The following is an 18,733-nucleotide window of genomic DNA, read 5'->3' as shown; positions in this document are numbered from 1 at the left end:
AACGCCTGTAATCGCAGGCCCATATATTCGCAACAATTCGTTCAGCGCCCAAAAAGCGCTTGCAAATCATCGGGGGGAACATCATAGTTCCCGAATAGAATCACGATCTTCATGAAAAGGAGTCCGGCCATGAAAATCCGCAAAAAGATTCTCGATTTCGAGTATGAAGAAGTTCTCGACACCAGGACAAGGGAGCTGATCCGTGTGGGGTGCGCCGTGGCGGTGGGGTGCCCCACCTGACTGAAGAAGCACTTCGCGGTCGCGAAGGAAGCAGGCGCCACGGATGAGGAACTGAAGGAAGCCATGGCCTACGGCATCATCGCACCGTCGGGACGGGCGAAAAATTTCGTGATGAATCTGGCCGGGGAACTGGAACTCGGCGACTGATTGGAAGGTTCAGGAAAAAGGGATGACGGGAAGAGGATTTACTGCACGAAACTTCAGGGAGCGGAAAAAACGGGTCTCCATCCGCCGCAATGTCATGAACCTGTCGCTCCCGGTCCTGCTTTCATCGCTCTTCCAGAGGCTCGTGGCCATTGTCGACATCTTCCTCGTGGGGGGACTGGGGGCTGCGGCCATTGCGGCTACAGGGCTTGGACAGCTCCTGGTTTTCGTCACCATGACGGTGTTTTGGGGGCTCGCCACCGGCACCACCGTGGTGATTGCCCACCTGTGGGGGGCCGGACAGCGGAAGAGCGCGCGAAGGGCGGCCTTTGCCGCCTGCGTTGCCTGCGCAGTCATGACCGCGGCGGCATCAATCCTCGGCGGCGCCTTCAGCCATGATCTTGCCGTATTTCTCGGGGCCAGGGACGATGTGCTCCAACTGGCCGCCCACTATACCCGGCTCGTCTTTCTCTACCTGGCGTTCACCACTGGCCTGAACATCCTCTCGGCCATCATGCACGGCATCGGCGACACCCGAACCCCCATGACGGCCATCATCCTCGTGAACGTCCTCCACGTGCTCATTGCCTGGCCCCTTATCTACGGGAAACTGGGGTTCCCCCCCCTTGGGGTGGCCGGTGCGGCCATCGCCATCAACGTTTCCGAAGCAGTCGGTTTCCTCTATCTGCTGATCCAGGCCCTCAGGCTCCGCTACATCCGGATAGGGCGTCCCGATACCGGCCTCTTCGGCCGTATCTGGCGGGTGGGCTGGCCAGTGGCCCTGGAACGGATTGCCCAGCAGAGCGGCCAGCTTTTCTACTCAAAGTTCATCATAAGCTATGGCACCGCCGCCTACGCCGCGCACCAGATCGGGCTATCCATCGAATCTCTCTCGTTCATGCCGGGCGCCGGAATGGGGATCGCCGCCGCCACGCTCATGGGGCAGTCCCTCGGGGCAAAAAAATACCGCCGGGCGCGCATCAGCCATCGTGAGGCGCTGCGCCTGGCGGTTCTCGTCATGGGGACCATGGCATTCATCTTTCTGGCGTTGCCGGGGCCACTCATTGGGCTTTTCACCCATGACGCGGAGGTCATTGAAAAGGGGATCGTTTTCCTGCGGCTCGTGGCCTTCGCCCAGATCCCCCTTGCCATCTCCTTCGTCTATGCCGGGAGCCTGAGGGGGACCGGCGACACCTTCTACGTTTTCCTTGCCACCCTCGGCATCATGTGGGGAGTGCGGGTCTTCCTCTCATGGGTAGCGGCAGACTGGCTTCACCTCTCCCTCTATGCCGTATGGGGCGTGTTCGTCATCGACTGGTACGCGCGGGCCATCGCCTTCTGGTGGCGCTACCGCCAGCGTGACCTCCACGCTGTCATTATCTAACCCAAAAACAACCCGGGAAAAGCCATTTGAAACACTGAGACACAGAGAACACAGAGTTTTTCAACACGTTGCCAAGACAATCAACCACCCTTGTCGTTGTAAAGCCTTGTTTTTTCTCTGTGTCCCTGTGTCTCTGTGTTGAGCTGCCGTTTTCAGTCTCAAATACTTTCCTGGCTTACCTTACTCTACTTCTGGACCCAGCGGCCGTTGGCCAACTGCATCCACCACCCCGGCTTGGCCGCCTCCCGCTTGGCATCGGCATAGGTGGCCGCTGCCTTGGGAAGCACCTGGGCAAAGGCCTCCTTGGACTCGGGCTGTTTGTTGAGCTTCAGGATCGCCCTTGCCATGGCGGTTATGACCAGCTTCCGGTTGCCATTCTCCGCCTTGACCAGAACCTCGTCCTGCCCGCCGGCCTTCTCCTTGTCGCGGATCGTGACCAGCCCCTGGTTTGTCTCGCCCACGACGCCCCGGTCCCGCAAGGCATCCAGTTGCGGAAGCCTGGCCTTCATTTCGTCGTACGCATTAAGCACGTCGGGCATGCTGGAAATTTCCACGGCCAACTGATCCGCATAGCTCTCGGCGGCAAAGGCTTCGCCAACCAGGGAGAAGGACGGGAACCCCTTGGGGAGTCTGCTCTGTGGCCCCGGAGCAGGAGCCGCTTTATCCTGGGCCGGGCTCTCTTCTCCCTGTTTCAGAAGCATTTCGTCAAGGGATTTGTAGGCCTCTTTCACCGCTTTTTCCGGAAAATAGACATTAACGGTGATGATGGCACAGGCGGCAAGCATGCCGCACAATCCCACGGACAATGCTTTCATGATCGTACGTTTCATGGGTTCCTCCTCGGTTCGCAAAGTTCTTCAGGCACTATACCACATCGTGCCGGGTATTAAAGCCCGGAGCGCTCAATCGCGCCACTGGAAATCGGTCTGAACGGGAGTTTCCTCCGCCGGGGCCTCTTCACCCCGGGACACCGCCTTGCCCCGGGTTGCGGCCTCTTTCACTGCACTGAACAGGTGATCCAGGGCGATCCGGTTCTGGACCGGCGCGACTGAAACGCTCAGATCCCGTATGCCCAGGATATTGGTGTGGGATATATCAAGGGTGGTGAAGGTGAGATAGCCGTTCTCGAGATAGGCGCTCACCTCGCCGCGATCAAAGGGGCGGTCGTCGCGGAAAAAGAAGCCCCGCAGCTTCTTGCCGGCAATCCTCTGGAGAAATTCCTTGGAAAGGAGCATCTTTTCTCCTTTCGTATCCCTTACCCAAAATTCAGTCAGACCGTCAAGCCCCACCAACCCCTTGCCCGAGCCGTAGAGACTGACTATCCCGTCCAGGCGGCCGGTGACATACCCCTTGATCTGCGGAATCGTATCGCAAAAGCGCCGCAGGCTCAGGTCGTACACAAGGATATCACCGCCATAGGAAAGCCCCCCGTTCACGGCGAGGAATCCCCTCCCGAGCACCTCCCCCCCCGAAAGGCCCGACCTCAGTGCCGTCAGCTGCATTATTCCATTGCCTCCCCGAAGGAACGCCGTTGTCTCTCCCAACTCCAAAGGACCGAACCTTACCTTGCCGATGGTCAGTATCCGGTCGCCCGCCGGTGGCAGCCGCAGGCGCTCCAGGAGCCGGGGGAAATTCGCCTTCGTGAAGCGCCGCTCCTCACTTGGCCGCGGGATCGCGCCGGCCAAAGTGTTGAAGGAAATGGGGACGTTGCCGCTCATCGCCGCCACCAGGAACTTCTGGGATGGCACGTCGATGCTTACCCCGTCAAGGGTAAGGGTACCATCAACGCCGCCATCCTTCCCCTGCAGAACGGCGGTCCCCTCAACAGCCACGTTCCCCGCCACCACAGCCTCCTGGATGAACCGGGGGAGAGCATTCGCCACGGGGTCAACAAGACGGTCGAGGGGAGTGGTGGGAAGGGAGAACGTAAACTCCCCGGTCCGCTGGGGCGAATACGCCCGCTCCAGCTCACCCTTGAACCGGAGTGCGGCAGCTTCGCCAAGGGTTGCTACCCCCTCGTGCAGCACGATTCGGTCCCCCGCAACCCGGCCGGCAATCCGTGCCCCCCCGCCGGTGAGCAGGCGCTTGCCCCCCTGTCCCGCCAGGGCGACGCCGTCGGCACGCAGGCCAACGTCTGCCAGAATCCCGTCTTTGCGGGAGAAAGATCCGGTTGCGGTGCCCGCAAACTTCCCTTCCGCCGGGGTAACCGGCAACTTCCCGGAAAATAGTCCAGACACCGTCGCCAACTTCCCTTCGGAAAGTTTCAGGGAAAAAACCGCGCCCGCAGCGGGGGCCGCCGGATTGAACGTGATGCCACCCATCAATGATCCGTCGAAGAGCTCAGCGTCCACGTTCGCCTTACCTTCAAACCGCGAAAGGGACAAGCCGATCGACGGCCCGGCGGCGGAGATGCCGCCAATGGAAAGCCCAGCAGCGCTAACGGTCCCTCCCCCCTCAAACCAGCGCCCCCCGGCATCGCTGCGGAAATCGCCATAAATTGAAGCGGAAAGCTTGGAGGCAAAGGCATTTCCATGGTGCGCCGCCCCCCCGGACACTTCCAGGGACAGGGGTACGGACCCCTTGGACGCCGTCGGCAACCCGCCGGGGAATCGAAGGATTACATGATCGGCGGAGGCCACTGTAGCTGCCAGGCTCCCGCGAAGGCCATCAAGGGTGAGGGCTCGCCCCGAGAAACCGAAGGAGGTGCGCAGCGCTCCCCTTTTCCCGTCAAATTCAGCATTGTCGAAGCGAACAGAGCCCGTAGCTGTAAGGCTCCCCCCATCCCTTGCGAAACGGGAACGAACCACCCCTTCTCCGAGGGTGGACGAGCGCCCCTTCGCATCAGCCGCAAGAGAATTCCCCCTGAGTACGGCTTCGCCGTCAAAGGACTGCGGTCCCTTTCCCTGAAGATTGAGCAAGAGCGACGCGGTGCCGCCGGCCGGCCTGACGCGGTAGCGGTCCAGGTATGGCGCGAGCGTCACGAAGGGAACGGTTGGAACCCGGAGGGACGCCACGAGCGGGCGCGCTGCGTTCGGCCTGAAACTGATGCGTCCTGTTACCGGCATCCCCATGACGCGGGCGGTTAAAGCCGGCACCTCCACCTGCCGAGGGAGGAAACGGCTTGAAAGGTAAATGCTGAAGGGGAGATCGAGCCTCTCGATGAAGTCTGCAGCAGAATTCCCGGTCGAGATGAGCTTCCCGTCGGCATGGAATCCGCCACCATCGGAAGCAACGGCGACCGTACCATCGACCCCTTTGATGATTTCTCGGCCGCCATAGGCGACCGATACGCCAAGGGCGGAAATATCCCCCTCTATGCCGGTCACCCCCCGGATGCCGTCGCCGGTGATGCGCACGCCCCGGCTGCCGACACTTCCTGCGAGCACTACGGGGCGGGCCGTCACGGACGAAACAATGCTCGACAGACGCCGCAGATCCAGATCGTCAACACTGACATCGGCGACAAAGGCCCGCTCAGTCCGTACCCGGCTCACCGTGGCGGCACACCGGCCGGTGGCAATATCGGCAAGGGAAACGGTGAGATTCTGCACTTGCGCTTCGTCCCGCTGGAGATCATACCATCCGCCGAAAGTTACGCGACCGGCAAGGGGGATCGTCGCCTTCCCGCGCTTCACCTCGACATTGCGAAAAACCACGCTCCCGCCGGTCTGCAATCTCTCCCCGGCAAACGCAGCCTCGATCCGCACCCCAGCACTCCCCTTCCCCGACGAAATACCCCGGTGCCGGAACATCGTGTCCAGCGGCGCCAAGGTGAGGGATGGGGCGGTCAGCACGAGATCAAAGGAAGCTTTCGACCCTGGGCGGACTTTTCCTTCGACCCGGTAGCGGTTTCCCGCGCCATCGGCAAACGTGAGTGCCAGGGGAGCATCGCTTGCGCCCCCAGTTGAAAGATTCTCAAGGCGCAGCTCTATCCCGGAGATCCGTCTTCCGTCAACCGTCACCATGCCGCGACTGATTGCCAACTCGCCGATCATCGTCTGCGGAGCAGGCGCGCCTTTCTTCGCGAACCGCCGTTGGAGTTCCGCCACATTCCAGGCACCAGTAGAATTTTTCTCCAGGGTGATCCGCGCGCCCTGAAGCTCGATGCGGCGGAAGCTGCGAACGCCGCGCAGCAACTCGAGCCAGCGGGGAGTAACTGCAAGGGCATCAACCGCTGCAAGGGGAATGGAGGAAAAACCCGACTGGTTGGCAACCGACAAACCACGGACAATGACCGTTCCACTGCGGATTTCCAGGCCGGAGACGGAAACGGGAGCATGAAGATAGCTGGTCAGAATGCGGGACAGGTGGCGTGGGGCAAGGGGCGAAACAAGATAGAACTTAATAAGCACTGGGACTGCAAGGATCAGGAGAGCGACAGCCACCAAAATGAGTGCGATGGGCCGTGCCCGAACTGGCCTAGGCGTCTGTGCCGACTCATTGTTTTGGGTCATGGTGGTGGCTTCCCCCTGAAAGGAAACTATAACCGGACAGACAACCTTTGGCGAGAAGCCCGTAGTGACGGAGTCACCGGACAAAACGAATAAACTTGAGAGATGTAAATAAAAAAGCCCCGCTCAGGCGAGGCTTTTTATAGCATTTTCGATCAATAAGCTACGCCGTCCCCCTGGGAAAGCGCCCGAAAATTATTTTTTCTTTGCAGCAACGGCATCCTTGAGAGCCTTGCCGGGCCGGAACTTGGGAACCTTGGCGGCGGCAATCTTGATTTCTTTGCCTGTTTGCGGATTGCGGCCGGTGCGGGCCTTGCGGGTGGACACCTCGAAGCTTCCGAATCCAACCAAAGTCACTTTGTCACCCTTTTTGAGGGCATCGCTTACAGCGCAGATAACGGCCCCTACAGCCTTGTCGGCGGCAGCTTTTGTGAGATTGGCAGATTTCGCTACGGCATCCACGAGTTCAGCTTTGGTCATGATAAACCCTCCTTGTTAAGGTAATTCTGGCGAATACTATAGACAGAAATTTCCACTTTGCAAGGGATTATTTGGAATAAAATATTTTTTTTATTGGCCGTAAACCGTTGTCCCTGAAGGGCTTAGCGGTTATCTGACCGTTCCGGCAGCCGCCCGGCCCGCACCCAATCCGGTAACCCTCCTGAATCACTATTGTTTTCATCGGAAGCGGGCGTTTCCAGCTCCCCATCGTAGAGCGTAGGCTCGGTGCCGGCCGTAAAGCACTCCTGGATCGCTCCGGGGCTCCCCTCCTTGGCCAAAAGGCCGGTACGGGGGTTTATTGTGGCAAAAGTAATATCAGCCGGCTGGGGGAAGCTCTTGGCCGGCATTCCCGCCACGGCACGCTGCATGAACTCGGTCCAGATTGGCGCTGCTGCCTGCCCGCCAGAGCCCCCGGCACCGAGGGACTTCTCCTGGTCGTACCCCACCCATACCCCGGCAACCAATTGCGGCACATAGCCCACAAACCAGGCGTCTTTCATGTCGTTTGTCGTCCCGGTTTTCCCGGCCACCGGACGGCCCAGCGCGCGGGCCCTGCGGCCGGTGCCGCTCGTGACGACGCTCTCCATGAGGTTCGTGATGATGAAAGCCGTTTCCGGAGCAATGACCGGCACCACTGCCGGCCCTGCCGAAACGTTTCCGGCTCCGACAGTCAAATCGTCATTCGTAAGGGTGACCGTGCTCTGGTTGCTGAAGACCGGGATAACTGGCGGCGCCGCTTCCTCCAGGATACTGCCGTCGGAGTCCTCGACTTTCGTTATGACATAGGGAGTTGTGCGATACCCCCCCGAGGCGAAGACGCCGTAGGCGGAGGTCAGCTCAAGGGGAGTTACGCTGGACGAGCCGAGGGCCAGGGTGAGGTTCGCGGCCAGGGGCGATGTGATGCCGAGCTTCTTGGCATACTCGATGGCGGCGTCCACGCCGATCTGCTCCAGAATCCTGACGCTAACCACGTTGATGGAGTCGGTGAGAGCTTCGCGCATGGTAACCATGCCCCGGTAGATATTATCGTAGTTTTTAGGCTTCCAGGCCTTTTCACCGCCGCTCTCGTATTCGACGGGAGAGTCATCGAAAGTGGTCGCAGCCGTAAGCCCCTTGTCAAGAGCGGCCGCATAGATAATCGGCTTGAAGGCGGAGCCGGGATTCCGTTTTGCCTGGACCGCCCGGTTGAACTGGCTGCGGCGGAAATCATACCCCCCAACCATGGCCTTCACGGCGCCGGTACGGGGATCGAGGGCAACCACCGCCGCCTGGGCCTGGGGTTCCTGGTCCAGGGCCAGGACCGCACCCTGCTTGTTGATGTCGGGCGTGAGCACTGAGACGAAGACAACGCTTCCGAGCGATAGCGACTTGCCTTTACCCTCAGGCGTGCTCCAGCTGTTCACAAGCTGGACCTTGCCGGCCCAGGACATATTTTTCTGGGTGATTGTGCCGGTCCGGTCCCCTACCCGGATGGCGATTTCGCCTTTTGCAGAGTTGACGGCGGTAACAACCCCCTGGTAGCTGCTCCCCTGCTTGAGGGATGCGGTATCCACCCCATCTTCTATTTTGCGGCAGAAACCGTCAACTTCGGTCTCCGCCAGGTGCTTGACCTCTCCCCTGAACCCCTGGCGCTTGTCCACATTCTTCAGGCCGTTCACGACCGCGTCATAGGCGCCCTTCTGCATTTCGGCACTCATGGTGGTATAGACCTTGAGCCCCTCCTTGTAGAGGCGGTCCATCCCGTAGGTTTCCTCGAGTTTTATCCTGATGTGCTCCAGGAAGTAAGCCGACTGCTCGCTGTTCACCTTTTTCATGGAGCTGATGACGATGGGGGTGGCCAGGGCGTGGTCGGCCTCGGCCTGGGTCACGTACCCTTCCCGCACCATCCGTTCGAGAACGTAAGCCTGCCGTTCTTTAGCCCTGTCCAGATGCTTTATGGGGGAATAGGAATTGGGGGCCTTGGGGAGCCCCGCCAGCATGGCCATCTCGGCCAGGTTCAGCTGCTCCACGTTCTTTCCGAAATAGGTCTCAGCTGCAACCTGGACCCCGTATGATCCTCCGCCGAGATAAATCTGGTTCAGGTAAATATAGAGAATGTCGTCCTTGGAGAGCATCTTCTCCATGCGGGTGGCGAGAATCGCCTCCTTGAACTTGCGGGAGAAGCTCTTTTCGGGGGTAAGGAGCATCGATTTGGCCACCTGCTGGGTAATGGTGGATGCCCCCTCCTTCTTCCGCAAAGAGATAAGGTTCTTCATCGCGGCCCGTGCGATACCCAGGTAGTCTAGGCCCTTATGCTGGTAGAAATTCGAATCTTCAGCCGCCACGAAAGCCTGGATCAGTTTTCGAGGGATTTTATCCACCGGCACAACGATGCGCCGCTCCAGGTAGAACTCGCCCACCAGGCTGCCATCATCGCCGAAGACCTGGGTCACGATGGGAGGTTTGTAGTCGGCGAGCCGGTCAACCAGAGGAAGGGAGGCATAGAGATAGAATAGGTAACCGGATACGGCGAGGAGGCCGGCAAAACCAAGAGAAGCAACCGTTATGGCCACAATTTTCCATGGACTTTTGCCTCTCCTCCGGTTTACGTTCCGGGGATCGAGGTTCTGCCTGCCGCTGGAGAGCGTCATAGGTGTCTCCGAATATGGTATGCTGTTGCGGGTTGATAGTGATAACGTTACACCTTAGCTCAGATGTACAGTGCAGTTCAAGTGAGTTATTTTAACGGTGGGCGCGGGTAAAATGCTGCGCCACAGAAGGGAGGCATTGTCATGGCACCGGGGAGAAGACCGAAAAACCGCCTGAGCGGATTGCACGTAATGGGGATATGGGCTGTCACGGCGGGGCTGGGGGTTCTGCTCCCGTGGGGGCCGGTCGATGCCATGGAAATAACGCCTCTCAGGACGGGAAACATGGCCCCACTGCTACATATTCACGGACTTCCGGTGCCTGACGGCGCCCGAATATTGTCACAGCAGGAAGGGGAAGCATCCCTGGCCGTAGACCTGGCCAACAACTACGCTCTCAGCGCAAAGGGGGATGAAAGCGTCACCTTCGATGGTGAGACCTATCGTGTCGCCCTGGAAATGCGCTACGGCATTGCGCCGGGAGTGGAAGCCGGGATTGAGGTCCCCCTAGTGCTCCATTCAGGAGGATTTCTCGACGGGTTCATCGAGGGATTCCACGATACTTTCAACTTCTCCAACGACAGCAGGGATGACGTGAACCGGGACCAGCTCCTCTACCGGTACGACAAGGGCGGCTCCAGCCGTTTCAGGCTCGATGACAGCAATGGCGGCATTGGCGACATCCGCCTTACGGGTGGCATCCAGCTCTACGATGACCGGTCGGCGAATCCCCGCCGCCTTGCCATGAGAGGGGCCTTGAAGCTTCCCACCGGCGACAGCGGCCACCTGCGGGGGAGCGGAAGCGTCGACTTTGCTCTCTGGCTTTCGGCAAGCGACGATTACAGCCTCGGCGAATGGGGTCATCTGACCGCTTTCGCCAACGCCGGCGGCACCGTCATGGGAGACGGGGATGTGCTGGGAGAGCAGCAGAGAACTCTGGCTGCTACAGGGAACGCCGGTTTTGGGTGGAGTCCCATTGACCGGCTTGCCCTTAAGGTGCAGGCCACCTGGAATTCTTCTCTCTACAAGGGGAGCGCGCTGAGGGAGATTGACAACGACTCGCTGGTCATAACTGGAGGGGGAACGATTGCCTTAACGGAGAGGACGTCCCTGGATCTCGCCATTTCAGAGGACTTGAGCGTGGAAACCGCTCCGGACGTGGCCTTTCACCTGGCACTGCGGCAGCGTTTCTGACAAAGGTCAGGGAGTGTGGGACTGACGCCGCTCTTCACGGAACATATCGAGGGCAAGTAACGCCACGCCTACGCAGATGGCTGAATCGGCCACATTGAAAGCAGGCCAGTGGTGGGTCTTCCAGAAGACGTCGAGAAAATCTATCACTTCCCCGAGCCGCACCCGGTCGATAAGGTTGCCGACGGCACCGGAAAAAATCAGGGAGAGGGAAAACGCGGCAAGACGCTGGTCATCCCTAAGCTTTCGGAACGTAACAACAATAACCGCGATGGCCACAAGGGTGATCGCAATGAAAAAGGGGCGGCGGTAGTCGAAATCCGCCAGGAAGCTGAACGCCGCCCCCCTGTTCCGCATATACGTGATGCTGAAGAATCCGTCGATCACCGGAATCGACTGATAAAGCGCCATGGTCCGGTCCACCAGGACCTTGGTCGCCTGGTCGATCACGAGGGAAGCGGCTGTTACGGCCGCAAATATGCGATAATTCGGTTTCATTTTCCTATTTAACCGCCGCCACGCATTTCGGACAAAGGGTCGGATGCTCGGTATCCCCGCCGATCTGTTCGTCATAATGCCAGCAGCGCTCGCACTTCTCGCCCGGCGCAGCACTCACGGCTATCTTCAGCCCCTTCACCCCTTCAGCCTCATAGCAATCGCCGGCAATCCCCTCCGCCAGCTCAACCTTGGATACAATGAAGACCGTAGCCAGTTCCCCTGCGTACTCTTTCAGGAAGGCCAGCAGCTCAGGCTCCGCCGCCAGGGTCACCGCCGCATCCAGGGAGTGGCCGATGGTCTTCTGCACGCGGGCCTGTTCCAGCGCCTTTGAAACGTCAGAGCGTACCGCCATTATTCTGGCCCACCGCTCAACGAGAGCATCATCCTTCCATTCGGGGTGGAATTCGGGGAAGGATGCCAGATGAACACTATCCTCCGCCCGTTTCGGCATATACCCCCAGAGCTCTTCGGCAGTGAAGGAAAGGACCGGCGCCATGAGCCTAACAAGGGATTCCAGCACAAGATACATGACGGTCTGGGCGCTGCGGCGCTCGGGGGAGTCTTTGCGGCTCGTGTAGCGCTCCTTGATGATATCCAGGTAGAAGGCGCTCATCTCCACGGTGCAGAAGCCGTTCACGACGTGATAGAGGATATGGAATTCATACTCGTTGTAGGCGGTCAGCACCTTTTCCTTCAGCTCTTCCAGCTGATGCAATGCCCAGCGGTCCAGTTCCGTCATTTGGCCGAACGACACCATGTCAGTTGCCGGTTCGAAGTCGGAAAGGTTCCCCAGCAGATAACGGCAGGTGTTGCGAATCCGGCGGTATGCCTCGGCCAGGCGGGTCAGGATCTCTTGGGAGATGCGGACATCGTCCCGGTAGTCCTGGGCCGCAACCCAGAGGCGGAGGATCTCGGCGCCATACTTCTTGATTACCTCCTCAGGAGCCACAACGTTTCCCACCGACTTGCTCATCTTCCGGCCGGAGCCGTCCACCACGAAACCGTGGGTAAGCACTTCCGTGTAGGGAGCAGTGCCGCGGGTGCCCACGGAGGCCAAAAGCGACGAATGGAACCAGCCGCGATGCTGGTCGCTCCCCTCCAGGTACAGATTGGCCGGAGACCCCAGTTCGGGGCGATTCTCGAGAACTGCGGCGTGGGATACCCCCGAATCGAACCAGACGTCAAGGATGTCCATCTCCTTCTCGAAGGCCTGCTTGCCGCATTTAGGGCAGACAGTCCCCGGCGGCAGAAGCTCGGCCGCCTCTTTCTCGTACCAGATGTCGGACCCCGCTTCCATGAAGAGATCCGCCACATGGTGCATGGTCTTGCCGTCGGCCAGTATCTCGCCGCACTCGGTGCAGTAGAAGGCCGTAATCGGCACGCCCCAGGAGCGCTGGCGGGAGATGCACCAGTCAGGGCGGTTCTCGATCATGCCGTGGATACGCTCACGCCCCCATTTCGGCACCCAGGAGACCCGGTCGATTTCCTCCATGGCCTTCTTCCGCAGGCCGTTTTTTTCCATGGAGATAAACCACTGCTCCGTGGCCCGAAAGATAATCGGCTTTTTGCAGCGCCAGCAATGGGGATAGGAGTGCTCCACGGTTCCAAGTCCCAGCAGCGCGCCCACTTCCTGGAGTTTCTCCACGACGGCGGTATTGGCATCGAACACGAACATTCCGCCGAAGAACTCCAGGCTCTGGATGTAGCGTCCGCGGTTGTCCACCGGATTGTAGATGTCGAGCCCTTCCGCCAGCCCCAGCTCGTAGTCCTCCTGGCCATGGCCGGGGGCAGTGTGAACACAGCCGGTACCGGCGTCCAGGGTCACATGCTCGCCCAGGAGGATTATGGAATCGCGGTCGTAGAAAGGATGCTTGCACCGCTTTTTATAGAGAATATCCGCCCGGAAGGTGGCAATTACGCTCCCCTGCAGGCCAGTGGCGGCCATGAAGGCATCCTTGAGTCCGTCAGCCACCACAAGCACTTCTCCGCCGGCTTCGAGGGCCACGTAGTCAAGCTCCGGATGGAGGGCAACAGCCAGGTTGGCGGGAATGGTCCAGGGAGTGGTGGTCCAGATTACCAGCGACACCTTCTTCCCGGCCAGGGACGGGACTGCGGCGCTGATATCGTCCTGGAGGAGGAATTTCACGTAGATGGAGGGGGAAGTTTTGTCGGCGTATTCCACCTCGGCCTCGGCCAGGGCGGTGACGCAGGAAGAGCACCAGTGGACCGGCTTTTTCCCCTTGTAGAGACCGCCGTTTTCGGCGAAGCGGGCCAGTTCCCGCGCCGTTATCCCCTCGTAGTCAGGGGTCAGGGTGAGATAGGGGCGATCCCAGTCGCCGATGACGCCGAGCCGCTCAAATTCGTCCCGCTGAATTTTTACGAATTTCTCCGCGTATTCCCGGCACTGTTTTCGCATTTGAAGCTTCGTGGTCTCATGCTTCTTCGAGCCGAGATTCTTCTCCACCTGGAGCTCGATGGGGAGGCCATGGCAGTCCCATCCCGGCACGTACGGGGCAGCGAACCCCTGCATCCGCTTGCTTTTGAGGATGATATCCTTGAGAATCTTGTTCAGGGCATGGCCGATATGGATATGGCCATTGGCGTAGGGGGGGCCGTCATGGAGAACATAGCGGGGTTTCCCCTGCCCGGCGGCGGCGAGTTTGCCGTAGAGGTCGTTTTTCTGCCAGCCTGCGAGGATATCCGGCTCCCGCTGGGGAAGATTGCCCTTCATGGGGAAATCGGTAACCGGCAAATTGAGGGTATTCTTATAATCCATGGATGTCCTCCACAAAGGGGTATCGGCCGAAAAAACAACGCGCCACACGGGCCGGAAAAACACTTTACGTTATCGGCATACCGTTGAAAAGTCAAGGTTAAAGGGGCAAAACAAGAAGTTGACACACCCATTGATCGTAGTCATGGGGCAGGTTAAAATTCATCTTTGAACGGTTGCCCGAAACGGCATACCAGACTCGCGGCACAAGCATCGCTCCATCATCTCTACCACCCGGGCACCCTGCCGGGAACAGGACCCCTAATGGACCATCAGCTGCGGATGCTTATACTTGAAGACTCTGAAGACGACCTGCTCCTCCTGCTGCGGGAAGTGCGCCGCGGCGGAGTTGATCCCATCTACGAGCGAACCGAAACCGCCGAAGGGATGCGCGCCCTTCTCGACTCCCGGGAATGGGATGTGGTTATCGCCGACTACAACATGCCCCGGTTCGGAGCCATGGCCGCCCTGGAAATCGTGAAGGAACGGGAACTCGACATCCCTTTCATCATCGTTTCCGGCAAGATCGGCGAAGACCTGGCAGTGGCCGCCATGAAAGCCGGCGCCCACGACTATCTCATGAAGGGGAACCTCTCGCGGCTCGTGCCGGCCATCGAGCGTGAGGTGCGCGAAGCCGACGAACGCCGCCGCCGGCGTCAGGCGGAAGAGACAATCCGGACTCAATTCAACCAGATCAGCACCATCTTCGACTCCCTCAACGCCCTGGTCTACGTAATGGATATCGACACCTGCCAGCTTCTCTACCTTAACAAATACGGCACCCAGCTTTTCGGCGAAGACTGGGAGGGACGTCGCTACGACGAGCTTATCCAGGGGGCCAACCCGCTCCCCTGCGACTTGTGCACCAACGACAAACTCCTGGAGGACGGCAAGGCGCTCCCCCCTTATATCTGGGAGTACCAGCACGTCACAAGCGGCCAGTGGTACCAGTGCATAGACAAGGCTATCCGCTGGACCGACGGCCGCCTCGTCCGGATGGAAATCGCCATCGACATCACCGAGCGCAAAGAGATGGAGCGGATGAAGGACGAGATGATTTCCGCCGTAAGCCACGAAATGCACACCCCCCTCACTGCCATGATGGGGTTTGCCGAATTCCTGATGGAAAACGACGTGGCCCGCGAACAGCAGATAAACTGCCTGCAAACCATCCACAAGGAAACCGAGCGCCTCAGTGAACTGATCAACAACTTCCTCCAACTCCAGAGGCTCAAGGCAAGCATGGTCAAGTTCAAGATCATGCCGGTGTCACTGGGGCTTCTGCTGGCCGACGCGGCCTCTCTCTATTCCGCGGCATCAAAAAAGCACCGCATCGTGGTGGAGTGCCCCACGGACCTGCCGCAGGTGCGCGGCAACGAGGAGCAGCTCTACCAGGTGGCCACCAATCTCATCTCCAACGCCATCAAGTACTCACCGGAAGAGGGGTCCGTCACCCTTGGCGGAAAGGCAGATGGCGACAAGGTGGTTATATGGGTAAGGGACGAGGGGATTGGCATCGCGCCGGAGTTGCAGGAAAAGATCTTCGAACGATTCTTCCGGGTCGACAACACCGACCGGCGCAAGGTGGGAGGGGCGGGCCTGGGGCTCACCCTCGTGCGGGAAATTGTGGCGGCCCACGGAGGAAGGGTCTGGGTGGAAAGCGCCCTCGGAGCGGGAAGCACCTTTTATGTGGCGCTCCCCGCGATACCATAACATCACCAGATTAAGACCTGCCTGGCCTCGGCAGCCGTCTGCAGATCTGCAATCCACACCGCTCCGGCAAGTACCGATCCGGCAGCGGCAAGCATAACAGGCGCCACCGCTGCCATTAATCGAACAAAGTACCAGGCCCCCTCCCTAAGCTTCGCCGCCATGCAACTGGTGATAATTACTCATCGCAACGCAGCATCGGGAAGGGTGCAAGGGTTTCTGTGAAGCCTTCCCGTCAGACCGTGCGATCCACCGACTCTGCCACTAGTTTCAGCTTCGCCATGAGGGCATCGAACTTCTTGGGCTTGAGGGACTGGGGACCGTCGGAGGAAGCGCGCTCCGGGTCCGGATGCACCTCGATTATGAGACCATCGGCCCCGGCGGCAACGGCAGCCAGCGCCATGGGGGCAACATAGTGGTAGTTGCCGGTTCCGTGCGAAGGATCGGCGATCACCGGAAGATGGGTGACCCCCTTGAGAACCGGGATGGCGGACAGGTCAAGGGTATTGCGGGTGGCGGTCTCGAAGGTGCGGATTCCTCGCTCGCAGAGGATCACCGACTGGTTACCCTCGCTCATGACGTATTCGGCGCTCATGAGGAATTCCTGGATGGTCATGGACATGCCGCGCTTCAGGAGCACCGGCCGTTTCAACTGCCCCACCTTTTTCAGCAGGGCAAAGTTCTGGGCATTGCGGGCGCCGATCTGGAGGATATCCGCATATTCGGCCACGAGATCCGCCGTCTCGGGATTCACCACCTCGGTAACAATGGGAAGCCCGGTAATATCCCTGGCCTTGGCCAGGAGCTTCAACCCCTCCTCCTCCAGCCCCTGGAAGGAATAGGGCGACGTCCGGGGTTTGAATGCCCCGCCGCGCAGCACGTGAGCGCCGGCCGCCTTCACCGCTTTGGCCGTCTCGATGATCTGCTCTTCCCCCTCGACCGAGCAGGGGCCGGCCATGACAATAATCTCCTTGCCGCCGATGCTCACCGTATCGCTGATCCTGATGACGCTCGGCTCCACCTTAACCTCTTTAGAGGCAAGCTTGTAGGGCTTGAGGATCGGCACGACGCTTTCCACGCCATGCATCGACTCGATGCTCTGGAGCACCAGCTTCCCCCGCTCATCCCCCACGGCCCCAATGACAGCCCTAGTCGTGCCGTGAATCACATGGGGCTTGTATCCCAGCTCCTTGATCCTCTTGATTGCCTCGTCCCGATCCTTTTTTGTCGCTCCCGCTTTCATCACGATAATCATCACTTCCTCCCTGTGGTCCCGGAAAGACGAAAGGCCGGAGGATCCCCCCCCGGCCTTGTCGCGTAACGCTTGAAAAACTAAAAAGCCGGGGGTGGTCTCTCTGTCCACCCTCGGCTTCCGGTTTATGTGTAGTTTTTAGCAGCTTTCCCTACAGCAAACCTCTACCCTGGGCAGACGGCCTAAAATAAAAGCCGTACCAAAAGTAAAAGCTAAAGTAGGAGGAGAAGCCGTAATTGAACATGGGTCATATACTCGCCCAACCGATTAAAATATGTCAAGCATTAATTCTGTCGTTTTCAAACTCTTTGACATTTTCCGTCCGCATCCGCTACGGTTAGGAAATGGAGCAGCTACTGGCAACCCACGGCCTGCCGGCCCTTTTCTGCATGAGCTTTCTCGCCGCCACCCTGGTACCAATCGGCTCGGAATGGCTTCTGGTGACGCTCCTCCTCAAGCACCACGACCCGACGCTGGCGGTGGGCGTGGCGACAGCCGGCAACTTCCTCGGGGCATGCACCACTTACGCCGTCGGAATGTGGGGAGGCCCCTTTCTGGTGCGGAAGGTCCTGAGAATCGACGCAGCAACAGAACGCCGGGCCGAAGGTCTCTACGCCCGTTACGGTTCATGGTCGTTACTCTTTTCCTGGCTGCCGGTCATCGGCGATCCCCTTTGCCTCATGGGGGGGATCCTGCGGACCGGCTTCGGCAGGTTCTCGCTCCTGGTGGCAAGCGGAAAGCTGGCCCGTTACGCCTTCATCGCCTGGGCGACCGTAGAGGGGATGTGATGTCCTATCAGGATATCGAAAACGCCATCGTAAGAATGTTGAAGCGCAAGCCGTTCTACGGCAGTTTTCTCCTGGGGCTGCGCCGGGTAGCGGGGAACGGCGGATATCCCCTCGGGGTGACCGTAAGGGACGGGGTGCCGACCATGGCGGTAAACGCGCCCCTGTTCGGAGCCGAGCCCCCACTTGTGCAGGAAGCGCTCCTGGAACACGGGATCAAACATCTGATTCACCTTCACATGTTCCGCCGCAAGGAACGAAACAACCACGACTGGGATATCGCGTGCGACCTGGCCATAAACCCTTCCATTGAGAACCTTCCCGCCGACGCTCTCCTTCCGGGGGCGTTCAAGATGGAAGAAGGACTCGCCGCCGAAGAGTACTACGCGCTCCTTGTCGACCCTTTCGATACGGGCAGCATGAAGGGATACGGCACGGGAAAAGCCTCCCGCGACAGCGGCGGAAAAACCGACGCAGGCGAAGAAGTGGACCAATCGGCGCCGACGGCTGACGACCACTCCCTGTGGGAAGATGCCGATGCCACGCCTATGCGCCTTGCCGAAGAGGTTATAAAGGGGATGGTGCGCGATGCATTCCGGGCCTGCGATGGCGAAGTGCCGGGCGACATCCGGCAGGTGGTGGAAGGTATGCTTGCCCCTTCGCCCATCCCCTGGCACCAGGTGCTGCGGCAATTCGTAGCAGCGGCGGGTAGAACCGGACGGCAAACGACCTGGATGAAGGAGCATCGCCGCTTTGCCCACATGACTCCCGGCATCCGGAAAAAGCGGCGCTTGAACCTTCTGGTGGGAATCGACGTGAGCGACTCAACCAATATCATAGAGTTGCGGGAAGCCTTCGCCCGGGAACTCGTCCGGATATCCCGGGGGCGGGAAGCACGTATCACAGTTCTCTATGCCAATAGCCGCATCCAGCGGATCGACAGCTTCAGGGGGTCGCTACAGGTAGCCGAAATTTATGAAGGTGGAGGCTTCACCGACCTGCGGCCGGTCTTCGAGTATGCGCGGACCATGCATCCGCTTCCTGCGGCGATAATCTACCTTACCGACGGCGTCGGTCCGGCGCCCGAACGAATGGAATTTCCCACCCTATGGGTGCTGACGCAGGAAGGAGAGCAACCTGTGCCCTGGGGGGTGGAGGTCAGACTGGAGGTATGACA

The 18,733-nt window shown here is 59.5% G+C and carries 14 protein-coding genes; 6 read left to right on the top strand and 8 right to left on the bottom strand.

What is annotated here, in order from left to right; translation table 11 throughout:
- Positions 1–129: 129 nt before the first annotated feature.
- Positions 130–387: a GSU3128 family (seleno)protein gene (locus JZM60_RS16850; RefSeq protein WP_277603805.1), complete on the top strand. Its 258-nt coding sequence runs from the start codon at positions 130–132 to the stop codon at positions 385–387.
- Between the two features lie 22 nt (positions 388–409).
- Positions 410–1,768 (top strand): MATE family efflux transporter, encoded by a 1,359-nt coding sequence (locus tag JZM60_RS07455; protein WP_207165001.1) that lies wholly within the window; start codon positions 410–412, stop codon positions 1,766–1,768.
- Between the two features lie 185 nt (positions 1,769–1,953).
- Here JZM60_RS07455 and JZM60_RS07450 read toward each other — a convergent pair whose 3' ends face one another.
- From JZM60_RS07450 to JZM60_RS07435, 4 genes are all read right to left on the bottom strand, one after another.
- Entirely contained in the window at positions 1,954–2,598 is a 645-nt protein-coding gene (locus JZM60_RS07450; RefSeq protein WP_207164999.1) for a DUF1318 domain-containing protein, read from the bottom strand.
- A 72-nt stretch (positions 2,599–2,670) separates the two neighbouring features.
- Positions 2,671–6,120, bottom strand: a complete 3,450-nt coding sequence (locus JZM60_RS07445; protein WP_241426405.1) for a DUF748 domain-containing protein — start codon at positions 6,118–6,120, stop codon at positions 2,671–2,673.
- A 294-nt stretch (positions 6,121–6,414) separates the two neighbouring features.
- Entirely contained in the window at positions 6,415–6,699 is a 285-nt protein-coding gene (locus JZM60_RS07440) for an HU family DNA-binding protein (protein ID WP_207164995.1), read from the bottom strand.
- A gap of 122 nt (positions 6,700–6,821) precedes the next feature.
- Entirely contained in the window at positions 6,822–9,350 is a 2,529-nt protein-coding gene (locus tag JZM60_RS07435) for a penicillin-binding protein 1A (protein ID WP_207164992.1), read from the bottom strand.
- Positions 9,351–9,491: 141 nt separating this feature from the next.
- Here JZM60_RS07435 and JZM60_RS07430 point away from each other — a divergent pair, with 141 nt between their 5' ends.
- Positions 9,492–10,541, top strand: coding sequence for a DUF3187 family protein (locus JZM60_RS07430; protein WP_241426404.1), 1,050 nt, complete (start codon positions 9,492–9,494; stop codon positions 10,539–10,541).
- Between the two features lie 6 nt (positions 10,542–10,547).
- On the opposite strand, the gene lspA is transcribed toward JZM60_RS07430, so the two are convergent.
- Together lspA and ileS are read right to left on the bottom strand one after the other, a co-directional pair.
- Positions 10,548–11,036 carry a signal peptidase II gene (lspA, locus tag JZM60_RS07425; protein WP_207164990.1) on the bottom strand — a complete coding sequence of 163 codons (489 nt, stop codon included), beginning with the start codon at positions 11,034–11,036 and terminating at the stop codon, positions 10,548–10,550.
- Between the two features lie 4 nt (positions 11,037–11,040).
- Positions 11,041–13,812 carry an isoleucine--tRNA ligase gene (ileS, locus tag JZM60_RS07420; RefSeq protein ID WP_207164988.1) on the bottom strand — a complete coding sequence of 924 codons (2,772 nt, stop codon included), beginning with the start codon at positions 13,810–13,812 and terminating at the stop codon, positions 11,041–11,043.
- Positions 13,813–14,073: 261 nt separating this feature from the next.
- Here ileS and JZM60_RS07415 point away from each other — a divergent pair, with 261 nt between their 5' ends.
- Positions 14,074–15,522 carry a PAS domain-containing sensor histidine kinase gene (locus tag JZM60_RS07415; RefSeq protein WP_207164986.1) on the top strand — a complete coding sequence of 483 codons (1,449 nt, stop codon included), beginning with the start codon at positions 14,074–14,076 and terminating at the stop codon, positions 15,520–15,522.
- Between the two features lie 2 nt (positions 15,523–15,524).
- Here JZM60_RS07415 and JZM60_RS07410 read toward each other — a convergent pair whose 3' ends face one another.
- Together JZM60_RS07410 and aroF are read right to left on the bottom strand one after the other, a co-directional pair.
- Entirely contained in the window at positions 15,525–15,683 is a 159-nt protein-coding gene (locus JZM60_RS07410; RefSeq protein ID WP_207164984.1) for a hypothetical protein, read from the bottom strand.
- A 71-nt stretch (positions 15,684–15,754) separates the two neighbouring features.
- Positions 15,755–16,774: a 3-deoxy-7-phosphoheptulonate synthase gene (gene aroF / locus JZM60_RS07405; protein ID WP_207164981.1), complete on the bottom strand. Its 1,020-nt coding sequence runs from the start codon at positions 16,772–16,774 to the stop codon at positions 15,755–15,757.
- A 341-nt stretch (positions 16,775–17,115) separates the two neighbouring features.
- On the opposite strand from aroF, the gene JZM60_RS07400 reads away from it, so the two are divergent.
- Together JZM60_RS07400 and JZM60_RS07395 are read left to right on the top strand one after the other, a co-directional pair.
- Positions 17,116–17,559: a YqaA family protein gene (locus tag JZM60_RS07400; RefSeq protein WP_207164979.1), complete on the top strand. Its 444-nt coding sequence runs from the start codon at positions 17,116–17,118 to the stop codon at positions 17,557–17,559.
- On the top strand, positions 17,559–18,731 hold the full coding sequence (locus JZM60_RS07395; RefSeq protein ID WP_207164977.1) for a vWA domain-containing protein: 1,173 nt from the start codon (positions 17,559–17,561) through the stop codon (positions 18,729–18,731). Before JZM60_RS07400 ends, JZM60_RS07395 begins: the two co-directional genes overlap by 1 nt.
- The last annotated feature ends 2 nt before the right edge of the window (positions 18,732–18,733 follow it).

It is taken from the genome of Geobacter benzoatilyticus (assembly GCF_017338855.1).
Taxonomy (GTDB): domain Bacteria; phylum Desulfobacterota; class Desulfuromonadia; order Geobacterales; family Geobacteraceae; genus Geobacter; species Geobacter benzoatilyticus.
Note: the sequence above shows the minus strand (reverse complement) of the source record. Positions and strands in the feature narration are given on the sequence as shown.

Excerpts from the sequence above, each read along its gene's own strand:
- JZM60_RS07415 (WP_207164986.1), top strand. The coding sequence starts at position 14,074 with ATGGACCATCAGCTGCGGATGCTTATACTTGAAGACTCTGAAGACGAC.
- lspA (WP_207164990.1), bottom strand. The coding sequence starts at position 11,036 with ATGAAACCGAATTATCGCATATTTGCGGCCGTAACAGCCGCTTCCCTC.
- ileS (WP_207164988.1), bottom strand. The coding sequence starts at position 13,812 with ATGGATTATAAGAATACCCTCAATTTGCCGGTTACCGATTTCCCCATG.
- JZM60_RS07430 (WP_241426404.1), top strand. The coding sequence starts at position 9,492 with ATGGCACCGGGGAGAAGACCGAAAAACCGCCTGAGCGGATTGCACGTA.
- JZM60_RS07450 (WP_207164999.1), bottom strand. The coding sequence starts at position 2,598 with ATGAAACGTACGATCATGAAAGCATTGTCCGTGGGATTGTGCGGCATG.
- JZM60_RS07400 (WP_207164979.1), top strand. The coding sequence starts at position 17,116 with ATGGAGCAGCTACTGGCAACCCACGGCCTGCCGGCCCTTTTCTGCATG.
- JZM60_RS07410 (WP_207164984.1), bottom strand. The coding sequence starts at position 15,683 with ATGGCGGCGAAGCTTAGGGAGGGGGCCTGGTACTTTGTTCGATTAATG.
- JZM60_RS07455 (WP_207165001.1), top strand. The coding sequence starts at position 410 with ATGACGGGAAGAGGATTTACTGCACGAAACTTCAGGGAGCGGAAAAAA.
- JZM60_RS07435 (WP_207164992.1), bottom strand. The coding sequence starts at position 9,350 with ATGACGCTCTCCAGCGGCAGGCAGAACCTCGATCCCCGGAACGTAAAC.
- JZM60_RS07395 (WP_207164977.1), top strand. The coding sequence starts at position 17,559 with ATGTCCTATCAGGATATCGAAAACGCCATCGTAAGAATGTTGAAGCGC.
- aroF (WP_207164981.1), bottom strand. The coding sequence starts at position 16,774 with ATGATTATCGTGATGAAAGCGGGAGCGACAAAAAAGGATCGGGACGAG.
- JZM60_RS07440 (WP_207164995.1), bottom strand. The coding sequence starts at position 6,699 with ATGACCAAAGCTGAACTCGTGGATGCCGTAGCGAAATCTGCCAATCTC.